An 18,837-nucleotide genomic window follows, 5' to 3' on the forward strand; every position below is an offset into this window, starting at 1 on the left:
TTGGCACGGTTCGTCCTGTTGTCGCGATTATGACAACGGAACTGATCAAAATTTCCAATGGTTACGGTTCGGTTAATATGCCGGACCCCATGGTAAGGCAGGAGGCAGACATCATGATGATCGTGGTGAGTGTTCTGGTTTTCACGGGCGCCTTGGTCGCCGCCATCGCCACCATCGCGATGATGATCGCGCCCCAGTGGCGGCGTATCCTTCACCTCGCCACGGGCCACACCGAACCCGCCTTCACGCCGCTGGCCACACTGGTTGTGGCCGAGCGGCGGATCGCGGTCAGGCGCTGGGCGGCGGGCTCGCCGGTCCCCGCGATGGCGTCGCGCCGCCGCGCTGCCGCCTGACCCGGGCATAGGCGATCATGCTGAACGGGATACTGCCCAGATAAGCGAGGCAGATTGCGGTCAGGGCATGCCAGGGGGCCGACAGCAGCGCCGCTCCCACTAGAACGATGATCGCCAGTACCTCGAAGCGCACATTGCGGCGTAGCCGGAACGAGGTCCATGAGAAGGTCGCGACACTCGATACCATCAACAGCGCGATCAGCGTGACCCAAGGGGCGACCAGCAGCGGCGATGCGAAGAGCGGCTCGCCGGTCCAGAACCAGAGATAGAGCGGCAGCATCGACAGGCCGGCCCCTGCGGGCGCAGGGATGCCGGTGAAATAGCCCGCCGTCTTGCGCGGCTGATCGACGACATCGAGCTGCGAGTTGAAGCGCGCGAGACGAAGCGCGCAGAATACGGCGAGCAGCAGCGCCGCGATCCAACCGATGCGCGGCAGCGTCCAGAGCGACCAGAGATAGAGGATCAGCGCGGGCGCGACGCCGAAGGAAATGGCATCGGACAGCGAGTCCAGCTCCGCACCGAACCGGCTTTCCCCGCGCAGCAGTCGGGCGATCCGTCCATCCAGTCCGTCGAGCACCGCCGCCACCATGATCATGGTGACCGCCGCCTCCCAGGACTGGGCGATCGCGAACTTCACGCCCGTCAGACCGGAGCACAGCGCGAGCGCGGTGACCGCATTGGGGGCGATCGCCCGGAGCGGCAGGCCACGCGGCGGACCGCGACGGGCGAAACGGGGGGAAATGGCCATGGGTTACTGCGCGATGCCGGTCATCGGCTTGCCGCCGACGCGGCCCAGCACCGTCTCGCCCGCGACCGAACGCTGGCCCAGGCAGACCTGCGGGGTAACGTCATCGGGCAGATAGACGTCGACGCGGCTGCCGAAACGGATCAGGCCGACGCGCTGACCGGCGGCGACCATGTCCCCGGGCTTCACGAAGCCGACGATGCGACGCGCGACCAAACCCGCGATCTGGGTGAAACCGATCTTGCGGCCGTCACGGCCTTCGACCACGAAATGCTGGCGCTCATTCTCGTCCGACGCCTTGTCGAGATCGGCGTTCAGGAATTTGCCCGAAATATAGACGACCTGGCGGATGACACCCGCCACCGGCGTGCGGTTGATATGCACGTCGAACACCGACATGAAGATCGACACGCGGACCAAAGGCGCCTCGCCCAGCTCGCCGACCAGCTCGCGCGGGATCGGCACGCGCTGGATCATCGTGACCAGGCCATCGGCGGGCGCGACGATCAGGTCGTCGCCCTGCGGCGTGGTGCGAACCGGATCGCGAAAGAACGCCGCGATCCAGATGCACAGACCGACGAACGGCCAGAACAGGATCTTGGTGATCAGCGTGGCGATCAGGGTCAGGCCCGCCCCGATCAGCACATATTTGCGCCCTTCGGGATGGACGGCGGGGAAGCGCCACTTGACGGTGGTGGTCGCGACGGGGGGCTTTTCAAGCGAAGGCATCGGGCCTGTCTACCTGTCCACCGGCCATCGCACAATCTTTTCGGTTCGCCCCGGCCCTTTCACCATCATCCGGCACCGCCCAAGGGGTGGTTGATCCGCCGCGCCCCCTCCCCTAGACGCGTGCAAAACCCGCCTAATCTGAAGGATGCGCATATGGCGAAGATCAAGGTAAACACCCCCGTCGTGGAGATCGACGGCGACGAAATGACCCGGATCATCTGGGAATGGATTCGCGAACGCCTGATCAAGCCGTATCTCGACATCGAGTTGGCCTATTTCGACCTCTCGGTTCAGAACCGCGACGCGACCGCCGACCAGGTGACGATCGACAGCGCGCATGCGACCCAGAAGTACGGCGTCGCGATCAAGTGCGCGACCATCACCCCCGACGAGCAGCGCGTCGAGGAATTCGGCCTGAAGAAGATGTGGAAGTCGCCCAACGGCACGATCCGCAACATCCTGGGCGGCGTGGTGTTCCGCGAGCCGATCGTCATCAAGAACGTTCCCCGCCTGGTTCCGGGCTGGACCCACCCGATCGTCGTCGGCCGTCACGCATTCGGCGACCAGTATAAGGCGACCGATTTCAAGGTTCCCGGCAAGGGCAAGCTGACCCTGAAGTGGGAAGGCGAGAATGGCGAGTCGATCGAGGAGGAGGTGTTCAACTTCCCCGCCGCCGGCGTCGCCATGGGCATGTACAATCTCGACGAATCGATCCGCGACTTCGCGCGTGCCTCGATGAACTACGGCCTGAACCGCGGCTGGCCGGTCTATCTGTCGACCAAGAACACTATCCTGAAGGCCTATGACGGCCGCTTCAAGGATATCTTCCAGGAAGTCTTCGACGCCGAGTTCGCCGAGCAGTTCAAGGCGGCGGGCATCGAATATCAGCACCGGCTGATCGACGACATGGTCGCCTCGGCACTGAAGTGGCACGGCGAATTCGTCTGGGCGTGCAAGAACTATGACGGTGACGTGCAGTCGGACACGGTGGCGCAGGGCTTCGGCTCGCTGGGCCTGATGACCTCGGTCCTGATGACCCCGGACGGCAAGACGATCGAGGCGGAAGCGGCGCACGGCACCGTCACCCGTCACTATCGCCAGCACCAGCAGGGCAAGGCGACCTCGACCAACCCGATCGCGTCGATCTTCGCCTGGACCGGCGGCCTGAAGTATCGCGGCAAGTTCGACAACACGCCGGACGTCGTCCGCTTTGCCGAGACGCTGGAAAAGGTCTGCGTCCAGACCGTCGAGAACGGCCAGATGACCAAGGATCTCGCGATCCTGATCGGCCCGGATCAGCCCTGGATGACCACCGAGCAGTTCTTCGAGGCGATCCGCGTCAACCTTGAAACGGAAATGGCCAACTGGCAGTAATTCTGTCGAGAGGTTGTGAAGAAGGGGCTCGGAGGCATTGTCTCCGGGCTCTTTTTTATGCCCCCGCCCCACCTCCGTTCAGCCTGAGCGAAGTCGAAGGCCAAGGGAGGCCCTCTGCAAAACGGACATTGAAGAGGTTCCGGCGTAGCCTTCGACGTCGCTCAGGCTGAACGGACGTTGGGGGGTTGATGTTGGGATTAGGGCGGCCCCTGCCCCCCAAAGCCGTTCACGCTGAGCGAAGTCGAAGCGCGCGCCCCGCCCTCTCCGCTCAAGCAAAGCTTTATTCCCGCCCCTCGCGCTCCAGATAAGCGATCACATCCGCCCGCGCGAGCGGGTCGGACAGGCCGGCAAAGGTCATCCTCGTGCCCGGCGCGAAGCGTTGCGGCGAGGTCAGCCAGCGGTCCATCGTCGGACGATTCCAGACCCCGCCGACCGTCTTCAAAGCCCCCGTATAGCCGAAGCGATCGCTACCGCCCGCCACCGGCTTGCCCATGATCCCGTGCAGATTCGGCCCGGCGCGATCCAGCTCGCCCTTGCCGATGGTGTGACAGGCGAGACATTGGCCGAAGGTCCGCGCCCCGGCATCGGCATCGGCCACGCGCATCAGCGCGTCGAGCGACGGGTTCGGCCCCGCCGCCTTCAACCGGGCTGCCCGGTCGCCGTCACCGCACCCGGCCAGCAGGAGCATCGAAAGAACGGGCGCAGAAGCAATACGGAACGGGCGGGTCATCGCCGCGCCCTAGCGCCACCATCGGCCACACGGCAGTGGACCGATTGCCCCATGACCGTTTCGCGGGATTAACGACCTGACAAGCGTGGCAAAGCCGGGTTAGTCTGTCGGCATGGCATTACGGCTCGACAATCAAGGCTTCTCCGACGCGCTCGTCATCCTCGGCTCGGCGGGGATCGTCATCCCCGCCTTCGCCCGGTTCCGCGTCAGCCCGGTGATCGGCTTCATCCTGGTCGGGCTTCTGGTCGGCCCGGCCGGGCTGGGTTCGCTCGTGCCCCATGCGCCGTGGCTCTATTATCTGACCATATCCAACCCGGAATCGATCGAGCCATTCGCCGAGTTCGGCATAATCTTATTGCTGTTTTCCATAGGGTTGGAGCTGTCCTTTCGCAGGCTATGGGCGATGCGTCGGCTGGTGTTCGGCACCGGTGCGGCGGAGCTGCTCGGCTCGGCGGTGCTGATCGGCACGGCGTTGCATCTGATGGGCCAGGGCTGGGCCGGGGCGATCGGTTTGGGACTGGCGCTGACCCTGTCGTCGACGGCATTGGTGTTGCCGCTGGTCGGCACGACCAGCCCAGTGGGGCGCGGCGCGTTCGCGATGCTGCTGTTCGAGGATCTGGCACTCGTCCCGATCATCTTCGCGCTGGGCGCGATGGCACCGACCGCGAGCGACGAGGGCTGGGTCGGTATCGCCGGTGTCGCGCTTCGCGGCGGGCTGACCGTCGTCGCCATGTATCTCGGCGGCAAATTCGTGCTGCCCCGCCTGTTCGCCCAGGCCGCGCGGACCAAGAGCCCGGAGCTGTTCCTCGCCGCCTCGCTGCTCGTCGTCATCGTCGCCAGCGTCGCTACGACTGCCGCCGGGCTGTCGCCGATCGTTGGCGCGCTGCTCGCCGGCCTGCTGATCGCCGAAACCGAATATCATTCGGAAGTCGAGGTGATGACCGCGCCGTTCAAGGGCCTCGCGCTCGGCGTGTTCCTGATCACGGTGGGCATGAGCCTCGACCTGCGGCTGATCGCCAAGAACTGGGACATGCTGCTGCTCGCGGTGGTGGGCGTGGTCGCGGTCAAGGCGATCGTCACCTATCTGCTACTGCGCGTGGCGCATGCCCGGCGCGGCGTCGCGGCGGAGACGGGGCTGTTGATGGGCAGTCCGTCCGAAACCACGCTGATCGTGCTGGGCACGGCGGCGCAGGCGCAGTTGATCCTGCCCTCGACCGCCGCCTTCTGGCAGACGGTGACCGCGATCGGGCTGACCATCACGCCGCTGCTCGCAAAGGCCGGCCGGGTGATCTCGCGCCGGATCGAGGCGCGCAGCACCGAACCCGCGACACCCGAACTGGAGGATGATGCGGGCCGGACCGTCATCATCGGCTTTGGTCGCGTCGGTAAGATGATCGCCGACATGCTGACCGTACACGGCCAGCCCTATGTCGCGGTCGAGGCCGACATCGATTCGGTCGGCGAAGCGCGGCGCGCCGGCTATCCGGTACTGTTCGGCGATGTCGCGCGCGCCGAGCTGGTCGACCGGCTGAACCTGCCCGCCGCCCGCGCGCTGATCCTGACGATGGACGATCCGGTGCTGACCGTGCGGCTGGCGCGGCGTATCCGCGAGGCTGCGCCCGACCTGCCGATCATCGCGCGCGCCCGCGACATGGCGCATGCGACCGAGCTGTACCGCGCGGGGGTCAGCGAGGCGGTGCCCGAGACGCTGGAAAGCTCGCTGCAACTCTCCGAGGCGGTGCTGGTCGATCTGGGCGTCGCAATGGGGCCGGTGATCGCCTCGATCCACGAGAAGCGCGACGAACTGCGCCAAGTCATCCGGCGCGAGGCGCAGCTCCAGCGCGAGCCGCGTATCCGGCGGCTAAGACGGCTGGGGGAACAGGGCTAACCCGATCCTCCCCAAGCTCGCTTGGGGAGGGGGACCGCGGCCGTAGGGCGTGGTGGAGGGGTAAGCCCCCTGCCCCTCCACCATCGCTTCGCGATGGTCCCCCTCCCCATCTGACGATGGGGAGGATTTGAGGGTTAGCCGAGGCGGCCCAGCGCCGCGTGCAGGCGGGCTGCTTCGGCCATCTTGTCGGCGTGGTCGGCCTTCGCCTTTTCCACCGCTTCGGGCTTGGCGCGTTCGACGAAGCTCGCATTGCTCAGCCGGCCGCCCAGCGCATCGCGTTCCTTCTCCACCGCCGCAATCGCCTTGGTCAGGCGCTGGCGCTCGGCGTCGAGGTCGATGACGCCCTCCAGCGGCAGGACGAAGGTCGCCTCGTCCACCACCACCTGCGCCGCGCCGCCGGTCGCCTCACCCTCGGCCGCCTCGACCCGCGCCAAGCGGGCCAAGGCCGACGCCTGACGGATCAGCCGCGCCGTGGTGCCCTCATTCGCATCACGGACGTGCATGGGCAGACGCGCGCCCGGCGGTACGTTGAGTTCGGTGCGCGCGGCGCGGATTTCGCTGACCAGACGGATCAACCAGTCGATCTCGCGCTCCGCTTCCGGATCGAGTGCACGCGCGTCGGCCATCGGCCACTGGGCCACGATCAGGTCGTGATGGCGCGCACCCATGGCGTGCCACAGCTCTTCGGTGATGAAGGGCATGAACGGGTGGAGCAGGACCAAGATCTGGTCGAGCACCCAGCCCGCCACGGCGCGGGTTTCCTCGCCGCCCTCTTCACCGCCTTGCAGGACCGGCTTGATGAGTTCGAGATACCAGTCGCAGAAGCGGCTCCAGACGAACTGATAGATCGCGTTCGCCGCGCCGTCGAAGCGGTAATCGGCGAGCGCGAGGTCGACCGCCTGCACGGTCTTCACCGTCTCGGCAATGATCCACTTGTTGACCGCGAGGCTGGCGTTCGGAGCCTCCAGCGTGGCCGAAGCCCCGATGCCGTTCGCCTGGGCGAAACGCGCCGCGTTCCACAGCTTGGTCGCGAAGTTGCGATAGCCCTCGACCCGGCGTTCATCCATCTTGATGTCGCGGCCCTGGCTTTCCATCGCCGCCATGAAGAAGCGCAGCGCATCGGCGCCATATTGATCGATCAGGCCCAGCGGATCGACCGTGTTGCCCTTCGACTTCGACATTTTCGATCCGTCGGCGGCGCGAACAAGACCGTGGAGATACAATGTCTTGAAGGGCACATCTTCCATGAAGTGCAGGCCCTGCATCATCATCCGCGCATCCCAGAAGAACAGGATGTCGAAGCCGGAGATGAGCACGTCGTTCGGGTAGCGCCCCGCCAGCGTCTTGCCGCCATTATCGGGCCAGCCGAGCGTCGCGAAGGGCCAGAGCGCGGAAGAGAACCACGTATCCAGCACGTCCGGGTCGCGGGTCAGGGCGACGCCTTCGCCTGCTTCCGCCTGCGCCTCTTCCTCGCTCTCGGCGACGAACACGCGGCCGTCCTCGGCGAACCACGCCGGGATCTGGTGCCCCCACCAAAGTTGGCGGCTGACGCACCAGGGCTGGATATTCTCCATCCAGTTGAAGAAGGTCTTTTCCCACGCCTGCGGCACGATCTTGATGTCGCCGCCGCGCACCGCCTGGATGGCAGGCTGGGCCAGCGTCTTGGCGTCGACATACCATTGGTCGGTCAGCCACGGCTCGATCACGACGCCGGAGCGGTCGCCGTACGGCGTCTGGATCGTGCGCGGCTCGGCGTCATGCTCCTCGCCGTCCTTGTCGATATGGGGGATCAGGACGCCCTCGTCCTTCAACCGTGCGACCACGGCCTTGCGCGCGTCGGCGGTCGACAGGCCCAGGAATGCGTCGGGGATCAGCCCGTCCGACGTCTGGCAGATATGCGCCTTGCCATCGAGCATGTTGAGCATGTCGCGCGCCTCGATCCCGGCGCGGCGGCCGACCTCGAAGTCGTTGAAGTCGTGGCCGGGCGTAATCTTGACCGCGCCCGATCCCAGCTCGGGATCAGCATGTTCGTCGGCGACGATCGGGATCAGGCGGCCGGTGATCGGCAGGCGAACCTGCTTGCCGATCAGCGCGGTGTAGCGCGCGTCGTCCGGGTGGACCGCGACCGCCATGTCGGCGAGCATCGTCTCGGGCCGCGTCGTCGCGACCTCGATAAAGCCCGATCCATCGGCCAGAGGGTAGCGCAGGCGCCAGAAGCTGCCCTTCACTTCGCGCGTCTCGACTTCCAGGTCGCTGATCGCGGTGCCCAGCCCGGCGTCCCAGTTGACCAGCCGCTTGTCGCGGTAAAGGAGGCCCTGACGGTACAGGTCGACAAAGACCTTCAGCACCGCCTTGCTGAAGCCCTCGTCCATGGTGAAGCGCTCATTGGCCCAGTCCATCGAGCAGCCCAGACGGCGCAGCTGGCCGGTGATCTGGCCGCCGCTCTCCGCCTTCCACGTCCAGACCTTTTCCAGGAACTGGTCGCGGCTGAAGTCGGTGCGCTTTTCGCCGCGCGCGTTCATCTGGCGCTCGACGACCATCTGGGTCGCGATGCCCGCATGGTCGGTGCCGACGACCCACAAAGCGTCCTTACCCTTCAGACGGGCATGGCGGACGAGAATGTCCTGCAACGTGTTGTCGAGCGCATGGCCGATATGCAGGTTGCCGGTGACATTGGGCGGCGGGTTGACGATCGTCCACGGCTCGGCATTCGGGCGATCGGGGCGGAACAGGCTCTTTTCCTCCCAATGGCCATACCAGCGGGCTTCGATTGCGGCGGGGTCGAACGTCTTGGGCAGCTCAGTCATGCCGCTGCCTTAATGACCCTGACGCTGGGACGCCAGATGCTATCCGGTGCGGGTCATATCGAGCCGCTCCCATCCCTTCCATTCCTCCCCTGCAAGGGGAGGGGGACCATGCGAAGCATGGTGGAGGGGTGTCCCCCTCTCGATAGGGTGACGCCCCTCCGTCAGGCCTGCGGCCTGCCACCTCCCCTTACAGGGGAGGAATCATTGCAGGAGGAACGACGCTAGGTACGCGCGCCCGGCCGGTCGAGCACGGCGCGAATGCGCTCGTTCAATTCGCTCCGGCGATAGGGCTTGCGGATCAGCTCATAGGAGCGCGCGCCCTCGTCGATCGCCTCGTCGGCGAAACCGGTGGTCAGCAGCACCGCCAGGCGCGGATAATCGCGCCGCACCACCTGCGCCAGCGCCACGCCGTTCATGCCGCCGGGCATCAGGATGTCGGTGAAGAGCAGCTGGAAATCGCTGTCCTGCGCCAAATGGTCGAGCGCCTCGCGCGCGCTGCGGGTGAGGACGACGTCATAGCCCAGATCCTCGAGCATCGACCGGCCAAGATCGCCGACATCCTCCTGATCCTCGACCATCAGGACGCGCTCGGCACCGCCCTTTCGCGCCGGCTGGACCGCGCTGGGCCGGCGTTCGGTCACGCCCGCCGCTCGCGGGAAGTGGAGCGACAGCGCCGCGCCGCCTTCGGCATCGGGCTCGACCGTCGCCAGGCCGCCCGACTGGCGCATGAAGCCATAGACCATCGCCAGACCCAGCCCGGCACCCTTCCCCATCTCCTTGGTGGTGAAGAACGGGTCGAACACCTTGTCGGCGATCGTGGGATCGATGCCGGGGCCGTCATCGGCGATCCGGACGACGACATATTCGCCCGGCTCCAGATTGGCCGGGCCTTCGGGCTGGTCGGCGGACTGGATCATATTGCGGGTCGAAATGCTGATCGCGCCGCCCGTCCCCTGTCGCGCGATCGCCTCGCGCGCATTGGTGACGATGTTGAGCAGCGCCATTTCGGCCTGGACCGGGTCGATCCGGCAATTCCAGAGATTTTCCTCCAGCCGCTGGCGCAGGATGATCCCCTCGCCGGCCGTGCGGTTGAGGATGGGGCGGAAATCCTCGATCAGCTGGTTGAAGTTGAGCAGACGGTCGCGCAATTCCTGCTTGCGCGCGAAGGCGAGCAGCTGCTGGGTCAGCGTCGCGCCGCGTGCGGCGGCCGCGCCGATCGCCTCGACTGCGCGACGCCCGCTGCGGTCCCCGGCATCGATCCGCGCTTCCAATATGTCGGAATAGCCGATGATGACCTGAAGCAGATTGTTGAAGTCGTGCGCGATGCCGCCGGTCAGCTTGCCGACCGCTTCCATCTTCTGCGCCTCGTGCAGCGCATCCTCGGCCTCGCGGCGGCGCGAGATGTCGAGTTGGCTGCTGAAGAAATAGACCAGTTCGCCCGCATCGTCATAGACCGGCGAGACGAACAGCGCGTTCCAGAAGGTCGAGCCGTTCTTGCGATAGTTCAGCAGCTCGACCGCGATCTCGTCACGCCGCTCGACTGCCGCGCGCACCTGCGCCACCACGTCGCGATCGGTTTCCGGCCCTTGCAGAAAACGGCAATTGGTGCCGAGGATTTCTTCCTCGGAATAGCCGGTCATGAAGCTGAAGGCTTCGTTGCAAAAGACGATCGGGTTGTCGGGTTGCCGGGGATCGGTGACGATCATCGGCATCCGCGTCGTCTTCACGGCGGCGAAGAAGATGTCCGACTGGCCCGAATGCGGCTGGCGCGCATCGGCGATAGGCGGCGAGGATACCGGCGACCGGGTCGCCTTTTCCGTGTCAGCGGGCCTGTCGGTTGCACTCATACCGAACGAACCCGGCCAAGTGACGCCGGTTCCCCCACCGGCACCATAGTGGACGGATTCGTCGCGGTCGGCATCAGCGCCCTTCGCGGGTGATCCGGGCGATTTCCTTGGCGACCATCGCCTCGACCATCTCGGGCAGGTTCGCGTCCAGCCATTCGCGCAACATCGGGCGCAGCATGTCGCGGACGAGTCCTTCCAGGGTGCCGTCGCTGGTGGGTTCGGGCTTGACCATCATGCGGCTCAGGGACTCCAAAGCGCCACGGCTCGCCTCGGCGGCGCGCGGCGAGACGATCGCCTCTTCCTGGTCCGGGGCGTGGAGGGGTTCGACCGGGGTCGCCGCGACCGGTGCCGGTGCGGGTGCCGGAGCCACCGGTTCGGGGGCGGCCGGCGCCGGCTCGGGCGGGGCGCGCATGACCGATTCGGCGGCACGCGCGGCGGCGGCCTCCACCTTCATGCGCAGGGGCATGGGATCACTGAGTTCGAGGATCTCGGGGCCATCGTCATCGGCGACCGGCGACGGCACCGGGCGCGGCTGGCGACGCTGACGCGCCGGCACCTCGCCCTCTTCGGCGATGATCCTTTTGATCGAGGAAAGGATTTCCTCCATCGACGGTTCGGCGCTGATCTCACCCATGACCGCAATCCCCATTGAAGCCCCCCAGGCCCCCATAGCCCTTGTGGCCGGCGTTATTGCCGGCTCGGTGCCGATGCACCTGTGGTTAATGCGGGGCTTCTGTCAACAGGGGCGTTCACATCCGCGTCGAGCGGACGGGTGATCGCCGCCGTCTGCGCCGGGGTGCCGGCGGTGGTGCTGGCGACCGGCGCTGGCTCGCCGTCGCCGTCCCAGTCGCTGATGCGGTTGCGCACGCGCTTGTAGTTGGTGACCGGATCGTAGAGCGACCCGCCGTCCAGTCCCAGGTCGCGCGCCTCGGCATTGCCCATCGCCGCAATCAGCGCGAAGCCCGCGACATAGGCGTCGCGCCGCGCGGTCACCAGCGTCACCTGGCTATTCAGTAATTCCTGCTCGGCGTTGAGGATGTCGAGCACGGTGCGGGTGCCGACGCTGTTTTCGGCACGCACGCCCTCCAGCGACAGTGAGTTGGCGCGCACCGCCGATTCGGCCGAGGCGATCACCTCCTGCGAGGATTGCCAGACGGCATAGGCGGAGCGGACCTGCGCCACCACCTGCCGCTCGGTGGCGGTGGCGTTCTCCAGCGCCTGACCACGCAGCGCCTCGGCCTGACGGACCTGCGCCGCCGGGCGGCCGCCCTGGAACAGCGGCATGGTCAACTGCGCACCAACGGTCGCGTTGACGCCGGAGGTCGGCACATTGCCTGCGCTGGGCGGCGGATTGATCGAGCCGAGATAGTTGAAATAATTGCCGCTCGACACGGCCGCGACCCGTGGCAGCCGGTTGGCGCGCGCGACGTTGATGTCATAGCGGGTGGCATCGGCGTTGCGCCGTGCCGCGATCAGCTGCGGATTCTGGTCCAGCGCCACCGCGACCGCCGCATTGGGTGAAGCCGGCAGCGCGGGCAAGGCGGGCGGCTGCTCCAGCCCGACCGGCGCGATGCCGACGATGTTGATGTAATTCTCGCGGCTGGAGATCAGATTGGCCTGCGCCGACTGAAGCTGCGCGCGCGCCTGCGCCAGACGCGCCTGCGACTGCGCCACGTCGGTACGGGTCAGATCGCCGACCTGGAACCGGTCGCTCGACGCGCGCAGGTTCGTCTCCAGCACGTTGACGTTGCGGGTGTTGAGGTTGACGATCGCCTCGTCGCGGATGACGTTCATATAGGCCGCCACCACATTGGTGAACAAATTGGCCTCGACCCCGCGCAGCTGCGCCCGCCCCGCATCGACCCGCGTCTCGGCCGCGCGCACCGCGTTCTTGACCGCGCCGCCCTGATAGAGCGGCACCGACAATTGCAGCGCACCGGTCGCGACCCGTTCCGGATTGAGGAAATTGTTGTTCGCAACGACGATATTGTCGGTGAACTGCCCCTGCGACTGGAGCGAGGGCAGGCCGTTGGACCGTGCGATCGGCACATTCTCGTCGGTCGCGCGCTGGGCGGCGCGCTGACCGGTGATCGTCGGGTTCGTCTGATACGCCCGCACCATGGCCTCGCGCAGCGTTTCCGCCGAAGCGGACCCGGCCAGCAGCAGCGCCGAACCGATCAGGACGCCAGAGGTCAGGGACGGACGCATCGGCATCAGAACTGGAACGCGCGTGGGCGGGCGAAGCCCGGCAGGATGGCGCATTCGGCGTCGGCAAAGGGACGCACGCCGTGGCCGCCTTCGGTCCGGCGACCGCTGGCGAGACGGGTCACACCCTTGTCGACCAGCCCGGTGACGATCCGGCCGTCGATGCGGACCTGCTCGATCAGAGCAGCGGGGATTTCCTCGACCGCGCCGTCGATCACCAGCACGTCATAGGGCGCATCGCCCGGGTTGCCGGCGGTCAAGGGCGCGTCGACCAGCTTGACCTTGGCCTCACCCGCCAGCGCGGTGCGAGCGGCGGCGAGCAGATCGGCATTGTCCTCAACCGCCACGACCTCGGCGACGATCCCGGCGAGCAGCGCGGCAGTATAGCCGGTGCCGGCGCCGATCAGCAGCACGCGGTCATTCGCCTCCAGATAGGCCTCGGTCAGCAGACGGCCGGTCGCCATCGGCAGGTTGACCGCGCGCCCCTGCCCCAGGTCGATCGTGCCGTCGCGATAGGCGACCTCGCGCAGCGCCTCGGGCACGAACGCCTCACGCGGGACACGCGCCATCTGCGCCACGACGCGCTGGTCGCTGACGGCGGTGGTGCGCAGCTGGCTCGCCACCATCGCATGGCGCATCGCGTCGAAATTGGAGGATTCGTTGCTGGTCGTCATCATGGCCCATCCCTGTCGCACAGCCGTTTTAGTTGTGCAATACACTAATTTGGTTCCCGCCGCTTCTATCGCGCCCGCTCGGTTCCGCCAAGCGGAGGGATGGCGCCTGACGCCTCCGGACGGGATCGGTTTTGCGACAAAATGTAACGGCAGGAGCCAATCGCGCAGCGCCCCGTTTCACCGACATTCCGAAGCACCCCGCCGCTTGGCCCATCCTGGAGGAGCCCCATGAAACGCAGCACAGGCTTTCTCGGCGTCGGCATCATCGGTGCCGCCGTCCTGGGCGGATCGATCACCGCCGGCTATCTGGAGCAGAAGCTGAACGCGCAACCCGCCGCCGCGACGTTCGGGCGCGGCGTGTCCGAAGCGCAGGAACTCGAACGGCGGCGCGGCAAGGCGGCGGCCGTTGCCGTGGCGGAAACGGCGGTGAAGTAAGTCTGCCAGTACCGGGCTCCGCCGGCTCGCCGAAATCGGATCGGGGCAATTTTTTGGGCCGACCACGGCCTCCCCTGTTGACGCCGCGCAAAAAACCGCACACATGCCCGCCTCCCACGCATCGAGGCGCGATGGCGGAGTGGTGACGCAGAGGACTGCAAATCCTTGCACCCGGGTTCGATTCCCGGTCGCGCCTCCAGATTTCCAGAGCGGATCGCCGGAAATCTGATCTTCACGGCAAGGCCAACAAGGTCTTGCGACTTTCTGAAAAGCGATGGACCCCACCCCTTTCCACGGCGTAAGCCCAGCGCTTCGATGGCGATTGAGAGGGATGCGGATGCGGATGCGCGGCGTGATGATGACGGCGGTTGTGGCTCTGTCGAGCACCAGCCCGGCTATCGCATGGAGCCAGACGACGGCCGCGCCGCAGATGCAGGCGCCCCCGTCGCAGGCACCGCAAATGCAGGCTCAGGCGGCACCCGTCGAATATGACATCGCCTTCCCCCGCCCCGACCATCACGAGGCGCAGGTCAGCGTCACCTATCGCGGGTTGCCGGCCGGGCCGGTGCGCTTCCAGATGGCGCGCTCTTCCCCCGGACGCTACGCGCTCCACGAGTTCGCCAAGAACGTCTATTCGGTTTCGGCCACCGACGGCGCGGGGCGGCCGATCGCGGTGACGCGCCGCGATCCCTATGGCTGGGGCGTGGAGCGCCATGACGGTACGGTCACCATCCGCTACACGCTGTTCGGCGATCGCGGCGACGGCACCTATGCGCAGATCGATCCGACGCACGCGCATCTGAACACGCCGGCCACTTTCCTCTGGGCGGTCGGAGAGGATCAGCGGCCGGTGCAGGTCAGCTTCCACCCCCTGCCCGGCTGGAAGATCGCGACGCAGCTGGCGCCGACGAGCGATCCGAACGTCTTCACCGCCCGCGACCTGCAATATTTCATGGACAGCCCCGTCGAGCTGTCGGCACATGACGTGCGCAGCTGGACCGTCGCGGACGGGGCCAAGCGCTACACCATCCGGCTGGCGGCGCATCATGACGGCAGTTCGGCCGATCTCGATCGCTTCGCCGCGATGGCGCAGAAGGTCGTCGCGCAGGAGATCGCGGTGTTCGGCGCGCCGCCGCCGTTCGACCATGGCACCTACACCTTCCTGGCCGACTATATCCCCCAGATCAGCGGCGACGGGATGGAGCATCGCAATTCGACCGTGATCAGCATGCCCAAGTCGCTCGCCGATGCGCAGTTCCAGCAGATCCAGACGCTGGCGCACGAGTTCTTCCACGCCTGGAATGTCGAGCGTATCCGTCCCGCCGAACTGGAGCCGTTCGACTTCACCCGCGCCAATGCGACGCCGTCGCTCTGGCTGGCCGAGGGCTTCACCCAATATTACGGGCCGCTATCGGTGGTTCGGGCCGGTGAGATGTCGCGCGACGACTATATCCGGCAATTGTCGGGGACGCTGAACAACCTGCTCAACACCCCCGCGCGGGCCTATGGCACGCCGCAGGAGATGAGCCTGCGCGCGCCCTTCGTCGACGCGGCGCAGTCGATCGATCCGACAAATCCCAATATCTACGTATCCTATTACCCTTATGGCGCGATCATCGCGCTGGCGCTCGACCTGGAGCTGCGTCAGCGTTTCCCCACGCTGACGCTCGATAGCTATATGCGCCAGCTCTGGCGCGATTACGGCCAGCCCGAGCGCGCCTATCGCCCCGACGATCTGCGGCAGAGCCTGGCCAAGCTGACCGGCGACCAGCGCTTCGCCGACGCCTTCTTCGCGCGCAGCGTGACGGCGAGCGGACTGCCCGACTTCGCGCCGCTGCTGGCGCAGGCGGGGTTCACCTTGCGCCCGGCGCATCCCGACGCTGCCTGGGCTGGTGCGGCTCCGACCGCGAAGGACGGCGTCCTGACGCTGGCCGCGCCGAGCCGTCCGGGAACCGCGCTCTATGCGGCCGGTCTCGACAAGGATGACGTGATCCTCAGCCTGGATGGCCAGCCCGTGACCTCTTCGGAGGGCTGGGCCGCGACGCTCGCCCGCCACGCGCCGGGCGACCGGCTGCCGATCACGTGGCGCAACCGCGCGGGCGAGCGCCAGGCCGAGCTGACCCTGAGCGCCGATCCGACCATGGAGATCGTCGCCGACGAGACGCTGGGTCAATCCCTGACCGCTGCGCAGCGCCGCTTCCGCGACGGCTGGCTGGGCAGCAAGGTGCCGGCCGCTCCCTCATCTTCCTAATCGGCACGGGAACGTCACGACCCCTTTACGTGTTGATATAGGTGAGACATTTGGGGGCAGACGGCTCGGTCCGCACTTGCGGCGCAGGGGGAGCCATGCGAATGCGCGTCGAGGAGCCAGTTTTTCGTGGACGATCATGCTATTCCGGCCCATCTGGCCGCGTATCTGGACAAGTCGCCGATCGCCTTGGCGCTGGCCGACGCGCGTGACGACAACCCGCTGATCTTCATCAATCACGGCTTTCGTGAGCTGACCGGCTATACCAGCGAGGATATGATCGGGCATAATTGCCGGATGCTGCAACGCGACGCCGAAAATGAAGAGGCGCGCGACCGTATCCGCGAGTTCCTGGCCAATGATCGCCAGCTGACCGTCCGCACCACGCTGATCAACTTCCGCAAGGATGGCTCCCCCTTCGTCAACCTGCTCTACATGTCGAAGCTGCGGCAGCTGGGGGGCGACATGCCCTATATCTTCGCCTCGCAATTCGACGTCAGCCGCTCGCAGCCCGACCGGCTGTCCGCCTATGACGCCGAACTGGGCCGGACGCTGGGCAAGCTGACCCCGATCCTGGCGGAGAGCGGCATGGTGCTGGAGGGATCGCTGACCGCGATCGCCAACACGGCCGCAACCATCGCCCAGGCCAAGCTGACGCTGTCCGACCTCGACAGAGCCGCTTTTCCGTGATCGCGACGTCGCTGTCGCACAGCCTCTCCTTCCGGGATCTGACCGCATGAGCGATGGTAACGGCGGCACCGCATCGGTTCCGGTGGTCGGCATCGGCGCGTCCGCCGGCGGGCTGGAGGCGCTGCGCGAGATGCTGACGCCCGCGCGCGCACCGACCGGCCTCGCCTTCGTCGTCGTTCAGCATCTCGACCCCAATCACGAGAGCATGCTGGCCCAGCTGCTCGACCGCCACACCAATCTCGAGGTGCGCCAGTGCGAGGGGTCGGAGCGGATCGAGGCCGACCGCGTCTACATCATCCCGCCGGGTCGGGGACTCGCCATTCGTGGCGGCGTGCTGGAACTGACCGATTTTGCCCAACCGCGCGGGCTTCGCCGGCCGATCGACGACTTCTTCCTGTCGCTCGCCAGCGACCAGCAGGCCAACGCCGCCTGCGTGATCCTGTCGGGCACGGGGGCGGACGGCACCACGGGCCTGCGCGCGATCAAGGAGAATGGCGGGGTCAGCGTGGTGCAGCGCCCGGAAAGCGCGCGCTATGACGGCATGCCGCTGTCGGCCGTGGGCACCGGCCTTGTCGATTTCGTCAAGCCGGCGGGCGACATCGTCGATTGCCTCCAGGCGTTTTTCGCGCGCCGCACGGGTGAGCCGAAGCATCAGGAGGCCGAGGTCGTCGCCGATCATATCGACGATCTCTGCCGCGTCCTGCGCAACGCGGTCGGCCATGACTTTTCGGGCTATAAGCGCACCACGCTGGTCCGCCGGGTCGAGCGGCGGATGCACGTGCTCGGCATCCCGACCGGCTCGGCCTATCTGGCGCGGGTCAAGAGCGACTCGGACGAGTGCGAGGCGCTGTTCCGCGACCTGCTGATCAACGTCACCCGCTTCTTCCGCGACACCGAATTGTTCGAAACGCTGCGGGCCAAGGCGATCCAGCCGCTGATCCGCGCGCGCGATCCGGACGAGGACATCCGCATCTGGGTGCCCGGCTGCTCCAGCGGCGAGGAGGCCTATAGCATCGCGATGCTGTTCGCCGAGGCGATGCGCGAGGCCGGGCAGCCGCTGGCGGTGCAGATTTTCGCGACCGACATCGACGAGCAGATGCTGCAGATCGCGCGCGAGGGCAGCTATCCGGCCGCCGCGCTGGGCGACATCCCGGCGGCGATGCGCGAGCGGTACACGATGCCGCATGCCGAGCGGTTCACCATCACCGCGCAGATCCGCGACATGATCCGCTTTTCGAACCACAGCCTGGTCAAGGACCCGCCCTTTTCACGGATCGACCTGGTATCGTGTCGCAACCTGCTGATCTATTTCGACGATCGATTGCAGCAGTCGGTGTTGCCGCTGCTCCACTACGCATTGCGCCCCGGCGGGTATCTGTTCCTGGGCCCGTCCGAGAGCGTCGGGCGGTTCGATCATCTCTTTCCCGCGATCGACGGCCATGCCCGCCTGTTCGAGCGGTCGCCGGGCTCCCCCTCCTACCCCATCGACCTGCCCGGCGCGCGGAGCCGCAGCCCCCGCCGGCGTGGCGAACGCGGCGAGCGCGAGGATGGCCCGACGCTAGGCGACGAAGCGACCGCGATGCGCCGCATCGTCGATCGCTATGCCCCGCCCAGCATGATCGTCGATCAGGACGGCGGCATCCTGGCCGCGTTCGGCAAGCTCAGCCGCTATTTCAACTTCCCCGTCACCCGCGCCGGCGGGTCCAGCGCGATGACGCTGGCGCGCACCGGCCTGCGTGAGGTGATGGGGCCGATGCTCCGCCAGGCCCGCGACGCGCGCAAGCGGATCGCGGCGCGCGACGTGTCGGTCACGACCGAATATGGCGTGCAGCCGATCGAGGTCATTTGCGACCCGCTGACCGACGGCTCGCTGCTGTTCCTGTTCCGCGACTCCGCGCCGTTCAGCCCGGTCGAACAGAGCGATCTGGCCGATCTGGAGCCGGGCGACGATCATATCGAGGCGCTGGAGGACGAGCTCCGACTGACGCGCCACCGCCTGCGCTCGACGGTCGAGGAACTGGAGACCGCGAACGAGGAGCTGAAGAGCTCCAACGAAGAAATGATGTCGATGAACGAGGAGCTTCAATAGACCAATGAGGAGCTGTCGACGGT

General features: G+C 66.7%; 15 protein-coding genes and 1 tRNA gene. 8 read left to right on the forward strand and 8 right to left on the reverse strand.

Features of this window, described 5'->3' with window-relative positions:
- Window positions 1–113: 113 nt before the first annotated feature.
- Entirely contained in the window at window positions 114–353 is a 240-nt protein-coding gene (locus tag GGR48_RS10560; protein WP_240456016.1) for a hypothetical protein, read from the forward strand.
- Here GGR48_RS10560 and pssA read toward each other — a convergent pair.
- Window positions 289–1,101 carry a CDP-diacylglycerol--serine O-phosphatidyltransferase gene (pssA, locus tag GGR48_RS10565; protein ID WP_183951872.1) on the reverse strand — a complete coding sequence of 271 codons (813 nt, stop codon included), beginning with the start codon at window positions 1,099–1,101 and terminating at the stop codon, window positions 289–291. The two genes, GGR48_RS10560 and pssA, sit on opposite strands and share 65 nt — an antisense overlap.
- A 3-nt stretch (window positions 1,102–1,104) precedes the next feature.
- Window positions 1,105–1,827, reverse strand: a complete 723-nt coding sequence (locus GGR48_RS10570; protein WP_183951873.1) for a phosphatidylserine decarboxylase — start codon at window positions 1,825–1,827, stop codon at window positions 1,105–1,107.
- 153 nt (window positions 1,828–1,980) lie between these two features.
- Between GGR48_RS10570 and GGR48_RS10575 the strand changes: the two genes are divergently transcribed.
- The gene (locus GGR48_RS10575) at window positions 1,981–3,201 is read left to right on the forward strand and encodes an NADP-dependent isocitrate dehydrogenase (RefSeq protein ID WP_058717884.1); all 1,221 of its coding nucleotides are present in this window, start codon (window positions 1,981–1,983) and stop codon (window positions 3,199–3,201) included.
- 280 nt (window positions 3,202–3,481) lie between these two features.
- Here the strand turns inward: GGR48_RS10575 and GGR48_RS10580 are convergent, their stop codons facing one another.
- Complete coding sequence (locus tag GGR48_RS10580; protein WP_420854058.1) at window positions 3,482–3,889, reverse strand: c-type cytochrome; 408 nt, start codon at window positions 3,887–3,889, stop codon at window positions 3,482–3,484.
- Between the two features lie 154 nt (window positions 3,890–4,043).
- Between GGR48_RS10580 and GGR48_RS10585 the strand changes: the two genes are divergently transcribed.
- Window positions 4,044–5,819: a cation:proton antiporter domain-containing protein gene (locus GGR48_RS10585; RefSeq protein ID WP_183951875.1), complete on the forward strand. Its 1,776-nt coding sequence runs from the start codon at window positions 4,044–4,046 to the stop codon at window positions 5,817–5,819.
- A 134-nt stretch (window positions 5,820–5,953) separates the two neighbouring features.
- Here GGR48_RS10585 and GGR48_RS10590 read toward each other — a convergent pair whose 3' ends face one another.
- The 5 genes from GGR48_RS10590 to GGR48_RS10610 form a co-directional block, all read right to left on the reverse strand.
- Window positions 5,954–8,626: a valine--tRNA ligase gene (locus tag GGR48_RS10590; protein ID WP_183951876.1), complete on the reverse strand. Its 2,673-nt coding sequence runs from the start codon at window positions 8,624–8,626 to the stop codon at window positions 5,954–5,956.
- Window positions 8,627–8,847: 221 nt separating this feature from the next.
- Window positions 8,848–10,473: a histidine kinase famiy protein gene (locus tag GGR48_RS10595; protein ID WP_183951877.1), complete on the reverse strand. Its 1,626-nt coding sequence runs from the start codon at window positions 10,471–10,473 to the stop codon at window positions 8,848–8,850.
- Window positions 10,474–10,546: 73 nt separating this feature from the next.
- The gene (locus tag GGR48_RS10600; protein ID WP_183951878.1) at window positions 10,547–11,107 is read right to left on the reverse strand and encodes a DUF2497 domain-containing protein; all 561 of its coding nucleotides are present in this window, start codon (window positions 11,105–11,107) and stop codon (window positions 10,547–10,549) included.
- Between the two features lie 53 nt (window positions 11,108–11,160).
- Complete coding sequence (locus GGR48_RS10605; protein WP_420854057.1) at window positions 11,161–12,687, reverse strand: TolC family outer membrane protein; 1,527 nt, start codon at window positions 12,685–12,687, stop codon at window positions 11,161–11,163.
- Window positions 12,687–13,355: a protein-L-isoaspartate O-methyltransferase family protein gene (locus GGR48_RS10610; RefSeq protein ID WP_183951879.1), complete on the reverse strand. Its 669-nt coding sequence runs from the start codon at window positions 13,353–13,355 to the stop codon at window positions 12,687–12,689. The genes GGR48_RS10605 and GGR48_RS10610 overlap by 1 nt, the downstream gene beginning before the upstream one ends.
- 225 nt (window positions 13,356–13,580) lie before the next feature.
- On the opposite strand from GGR48_RS10610, the gene GGR48_RS10615 reads away from it, so the two are divergent.
- The 5 genes from GGR48_RS10615 to GGR48_RS18120 all read left to right on the forward strand — a co-directional run bounded on the left by GGR48_RS10615 (window position 13,581) and on the right by GGR48_RS18120 (window position 18,814).
- Window positions 13,581–13,787, forward strand: coding sequence for a hypothetical protein (locus tag GGR48_RS10615; RefSeq protein WP_183951880.1), 207 nt, complete (start codon window positions 13,581–13,583; stop codon window positions 13,785–13,787).
- A 125-nt stretch (window positions 13,788–13,912) separates the two neighbouring features.
- Window positions 13,913–13,986 (forward strand) — tRNA-Cys (locus GGR48_RS10620).
- Window positions 13,987–14,145: 159 nt separating this feature from the next.
- The gene (locus tag GGR48_RS10625) at window positions 14,146–16,038 is read left to right on the forward strand and encodes a M61 family metallopeptidase (protein WP_240456015.1); all 1,893 of its coding nucleotides are present in this window, start codon (window positions 14,146–14,148) and stop codon (window positions 16,036–16,038) included.
- A gap of 126 nt (window positions 16,039–16,164) precedes the next feature.
- The gene (locus tag GGR48_RS10630; protein ID WP_183951881.1) at window positions 16,165–16,725 is read left to right on the forward strand and encodes a PAS domain-containing protein; all 561 of its coding nucleotides are present in this window, start codon (window positions 16,165–16,167) and stop codon (window positions 16,723–16,725) included.
- A gap of 46 nt (window positions 16,726–16,771) precedes the next feature.
- The gene (locus GGR48_RS18120; protein WP_240456014.1) at window positions 16,772–18,814 is read left to right on the forward strand and encodes a CheR family methyltransferase; all 2,043 of its coding nucleotides are present in this window, start codon (window positions 16,772–16,774) and stop codon (window positions 18,812–18,814) included.
- Window positions 18,815–18,837 lie beyond the last annotated feature (23 nt).

Source organism: Sphingomonas pseudosanguinis (genome assembly GCF_014196255.1).
In the GTDB taxonomy this organism is placed as follows: Bacteria; Pseudomonadota; Alphaproteobacteria; order Sphingomonadales; family Sphingomonadaceae; genus Sphingomonas; species Sphingomonas pseudosanguinis.